Origin of the sequence: Burkholderia sp. BDU5 (assembly GCF_001522845.1) — a bacterium.
Taxonomy (GTDB): Bacteria; Pseudomonadota; Gammaproteobacteria; order Burkholderiales; family Burkholderiaceae; genus Burkholderia; species Burkholderia mayonis.
The window spans coordinates 1-4,372 of the sequence record NZ_LOWC01000034.1 but is presented as its reverse complement, the minus strand read 5'-3'; the positions used below and the strand labels follow the sequence as shown (position 1 = coordinate 4,372).

Annotated in this window: 5 protein-coding genes; 4 read left to right on the top strand and 1 reads right to left on the bottom strand. The window is 48.9% G+C overall.

What is annotated here, in order from left to right; genetic code table 11:
• Window positions 1-380 precede the first annotated feature (380 nt).
• The 4 genes from WS69_RS30430 to WS69_RS07485 are packed head-to-tail and all read left to right on the top strand — an operon-like array spanning window position 381 to window position 3,675.
• Window positions 381-1,700 (top strand): radical SAM/SPASM domain-containing protein, encoded by a 1,320-nt coding sequence (locus tag WS69_RS30430; protein WP_156437990.1) that lies wholly within the window; start codon window positions 381-383, stop codon window positions 1,698-1,700.
• A gap of 9 nt (window positions 1,701-1,709) precedes the next feature.
• Window positions 1,710-2,111 carry an RS21-C6 protein gene (locus WS69_RS07490; protein ID WP_156437982.1) on the top strand — a complete coding sequence of 134 codons (402 nt, stop codon included), beginning with the start codon at window positions 1,710-1,712 and terminating at the stop codon, window positions 2,109-2,111.
• Window positions 2,112-2,113: 2 nt separating this feature from the next.
• Window positions 2,114-3,295 carry a radical SAM protein gene (locus WS69_RS30425; RefSeq protein ID WP_082716026.1) on the top strand — a complete coding sequence of 394 codons (1,182 nt, stop codon included), beginning with the start codon at window positions 2,114-2,116 and terminating at the stop codon, window positions 3,293-3,295.
• Between the two features lie 17 nt (window positions 3,296-3,312).
• The gene (locus tag WS69_RS07485) at window positions 3,313-3,675 is read left to right on the top strand and encodes a MazG nucleotide pyrophosphohydrolase domain-containing protein (protein WP_197419222.1); all 363 of its coding nucleotides are present in this window, start codon (window positions 3,313-3,315) and stop codon (window positions 3,673-3,675) included.
• Window positions 3,676-3,715: 40 nt separating this feature from the next.
• Here the strand turns inward: WS69_RS07485 and WS69_RS07480 are convergent, their stop codons facing one another.
• Window positions 3,716-4,150, bottom strand: coding sequence for a hypothetical protein (locus WS69_RS07480; protein ID WP_059470171.1), 435 nt, complete (start codon window positions 4,148-4,150; stop codon window positions 3,716-3,718).
• Between the last annotated feature and the right edge of the window lie 222 nt (window positions 4,151-4,372).

The following is a 4,372-nucleotide window of genomic DNA, read 5'->3' as shown; positions in this document are numbered from 1 at the left end:
ACGGCTGGCTTCATGCCGCACCCAAAAACCGGACAGATTACGTGCTACAGACCCGGACAATTCATTTGCTCGCGACAACGGCCTCGCTGTCGAGTTGACAATTCATATAAGATCACCTATAAAAAATTGGCGCGTACTGAACGCGTCAAAGGAGCCTTAAATGGTCGCAAATGCCCGTAAGAAAGAAGACCTCCGCTTCGACTCCGATATGCGCAATGTCGAGTCAACCTGTAGAGGGCGTGCTCTGGAAGATAGCGCATCGAATAATATTGATGAGCACACGCTAGGCGGTTCGGACAAGGAGAACAACCCCGCGCAGAAACATCGAGCACGCTACTTTAAAGTCCGAACGGATCATCACTGATTCGATGGAGGCAGGCATGTCTCCATTCGTGCATAGACGGGAGTTCTTTGGGGGGCTGCTCTACGATCGGCACTCCAAAGAGTACATTTATCTCGACAAACTTGCCGATAGACTACTCACGCGGCCAGATTCTCCCTTGTCGCCCGAGGAGTATGTTCAATTCAACACTGACGCTGACGAAGTATCAGAGATTCGTACGTCCATGGGTATCGAGGGGCTACTGTCATCCGATGTTCAGTTTGTAAATAACGCGGTGCCGGCAGCGTCATTATCTGCTCCTCTTCGAATTTTCTACGAGATTACCGAACGTTGTCCGGAAAGCTGCGAGCACTGCTATACGAATTCTGACAAGAAAGACCCCAACGAACTGACGATGTCGCAAAAATTAGAGCTCATCGACCAGATGACGGAGATGGGATGCTATCGAATTTCAATAGCAGGCGGTGAGCCTCTCGCAGATCGAGACTTTTTTCCTTTAGTCGAATATGCGCTCGCGCGGGGTGTGGATGTATCGTTTTCAACTAACGCGACTTTGATAACCGATAAAAATGCTGAACGTTTGGCATCTCTCGATATCAGAACGATAAACATTAGTTTGGATGGGTGGGATGATGAATCCTTTGGAGCGGTCAGGGGGCGAGGACGTCTAAAGTACGTTATCCGAGGCTTAGAACGCTTGCGCTCTGTTTATCGGGGTAAGGTTGCTGCAAAGTGCACGATCTTAAAAACAAACGTCCGATCTCTTGAAAAGATAATTCAATTCGCTGAGTTGCTTGGTTTTGATACCGTAAAATTTAACTGTGTGCGCGAGGCTGGCAGGGCGAACGCGAAAGAATGGCTGCTTCCAACGCCCCAAGAGTATATTTCTGCAATGAAATGTCTTGCGGAAATTTGTAACTCGAAAAAATATAAAACTAAGATCACTTTGCCTCTTAACCCTTACGAGCATCGAGGCGGACATGCTTCTCAATATATAGAAGAACTTGGCTTCGGATGTTATGCCGGCAAGGAAAGCTTCTGTGTGACGGCAATAGGCGAAATTCAGCCTTGTAGCAGTTTTGGAAGGGGCGTTTACTCCGACGGCTATTTCCCATCGGTGAGCCTCAGGAGCGCTTGGGACAACGGGCAGGCCATGCTCTTGTTTAGAAGCATGGACGGGAGCGCCGATTGCAAGGGGTGTGGATCCTATTCGGGCTGTAAAGGTGGCTGTTATCTACGTTCATATGCGGCCACAGGTGGCATAGAAACCACAGACCCCTACTGCTATGAAGGATACGGAGTGGGTTCTTATCCAAATCGCACGCTCAGAATAGTTGTTGATAACTCGTCAACGTAGGAGTATATCGTGATCGTCCAATACATGATGGCTGAAGAGAAAAAGGTGCTGCCTCGCCCCTTAAATCCGGGTGAAGAGCAACTTCAATTACCAGAAAACCCTACGCTGCATGATTTTCAGGATTATGTGGTGAAATTGAAAGAAATCCGAGGCTTCAAGAATGAAAAGAAAAATGCGTTTATTCTTCTCACAAAAGAGCTCGGGGATTTAGCGCAAGCCATGCGTGAAACTTGGCCGGATAATGAGAACTTGAGTCCGGACACGCAGCATGTTATTGGGCTTAAGCTCGCGGATATATTTGTTTATTTGCTGGACCTTGCGAGCCAGCATGATGTTTCACTTGAGCCAGCGTTCCGAGAGCGCGAAGAAATCAACAAAAGAAGGGAGTGGGACGCCGCGCATAGAGCGTAAAAATGAAAAAATTATATATTAGATACGAATCGTTTGGTGCAATGCTTTATGCGCCGGGAATCGGGTCGTCTATTTTTATCGATCATGCGACTCTCGAACAGATAGAAAAAGACATAAGCACTGTCGGATCTGTATTGGGCTGTGAAGATCGCACGCCAGTCGAAGAGGGTATCGAGATTATTCGTGTCTCATCAACGCCAAAGGTAGGAGGCCTTTCGGCTCCTATAAAAGCCTTCTTTAACGTGACAAAGCGATGCAACTTGTACTGCGCGCATTGTTACAACAGTTCTGGTGAACGGGATTCAAAGGAGCTACCCATTAGCCTGATCGAATCCGCCTTTCGCTCGTTGCGCGATGCGGGTGTATTTCGAGTTACCCTCGCTGGCGGTGAGCCTTTATTTCATCGGAATTTCGATCAAATCGCGCTTTGCGCCGGCGAATGTGATCTTTCTATTTCTATTGTGACAAACGGAATCCCCCTATCACATCAAAGGGCGTCTCTGCTGGCCGACTGTCCCCACATTCGTTCAATAACGGTTTCGCTCGATGGAGCAACAGAACAAACGAACGATCGGCTAAGGGGAGCGGGCGCATTCCGGTTGACATTGCGTGGTCTCCGGGAGCTGTGTGATCTTTTTCCGGGCAGCTTGAGTTTGCGGATAACCCTTTGTCGTTCAAATGTTCCGGAAATGACTAAATACATAGAGCTCGCGAAAGCGTTCGGGATTCGGGAGATAAAGGCTAATCGCCTAAATCTTTATGGACGTGGAAAATCGCTTCTATCGGAAGAACTTTCGTCTGGAGAGTTCGTTGCAGCCAGAGATCTTTTTATTTCACTCGCTCGCGACGCTGGTATCCGTCTTGAGATACCGTCGTACAAGTATCAGTCTACAAAAGATTCGCAAATTGGGTTATGTCGAGCAGGAGAGGAGACGATTGAGATCGACTCAGATGGCTCGGTATATCCCTGTTCGTTTACATTTGGTCAGTTCTCCCAAGGTAACCTCTATGTTGACAGTTTTGATAAAGTACTTGATCGGATGCGTTCGTTCACAATAAACAATCCATGGTGTTTGGCATGTAAGGGCCGCGGTGGTACCGCCGAAAAGGTTGCAGGATACGTTCCTGATCTCGTCCGGAATGCAGCCGGGGCGACGAGTCTCGTCGAACTAAGGCCGAGTTAGTTGGCTTACAATTGGTAGTGTTTTTACTGGCTTTTCATTTTAATGGGTGTGCGATGTCGTCACTTCAGCTAGCAACAAATCCGCAGCTTAAAGATTTCCAACGTTATGTGAGGGATCTAGAAATTGAGCGAGGCTTCTCCGAACAGGATGCGATTGAGAAATGCCTCCTGTTAGGGGAAGAGATGGGCGAATTATTCAAAGCGGTGCGCAAGCATCAAGCGATGGGAATCGATCAGAATTCTAAAATAGGGTCGATTAAAGAGGAACTCGCTGACATCTTCATATACATTTGTGCGATAGCGAACCGATTCAATATCGACCTTGAGAGCGCGTTTCTGGAGAAGGAGGCATTCAATAAGACTAGGGTTTGGCGCAGCTGAGGATCGGCTACGTCGTCCTCCGCGTCCTATCTCGCAGATATCAACGCCCGATGCATTTGGCTTCCATCGCCGATAGCGCTTCCATGAAAATGGCCTTCAACCCAGGCAGCGTTCGTTCTAGGTCATCATACAGACCGATGTCCCGGCTCATTTGTTCTAGCTTGGCGCGATACAGTCGGGCAGCTTCGCATCGCGCGTCGATGGGTACGAGAACGTATTCGCCGTTCTGATTTTTCGTGGATTCAATGTCCTTGACCAGCCCCTGTTCCTGCAGGTCGAACGCGGCACCGATTGCTTGACCGCGACTGCAACCGAGAAGTAGATGCAGTCTATCGAGAGAGATTTCGCCAGTGGATAGAGCAATGTCGAGCGCTTTCGCGGCGAACACGGATGCATTGAGCGTTTTCGCAAGGGCGGTCGCGTACCGGCCTTGGTACAGCGACATGAAATTGTGAAAGCGTGTAATCGCGAACATAAGGTCCAACCTACAAGACTTCGTATCGGAGCAGCATCATGTGATGCCGGGTACAAGGCATTCCATTACACACAAGTCTGCTGCTCAAGCTCGCGTGCGTATCTGATGCCGGCGGCAAAATCCACCACGCGCTGCATGCCTAGCCAGTCGAACCTGAACAATCCTGGACGGCTTATACGGAAAGGCGGTGAGGCCGAAACGGTGTTGTTGGATTTGCAGGAA

Bases quoted from the DNA above. Each gene is read 5' to 3' on its own strand.
- WS69_RS30430 (WP_156437990.1), top strand. From the start codon at position 381: ATGTCTCCATTCGTGCATAGACGGGAGTTCTTTGGGGGGCTGCTCTAC.
- WS69_RS30425 (WP_082716026.1), top strand. From the start codon at position 2,114: ATGAAAAAATTATATATTAGATACGAATCGTTTGGTGCAATGCTTTAT.
- WS69_RS07480 (WP_059470171.1), bottom strand. From the start codon at position 4,150: ATGTTCGCGATTACACGCTTTCACAATTTCATGTCGCTGTACCAAGGC.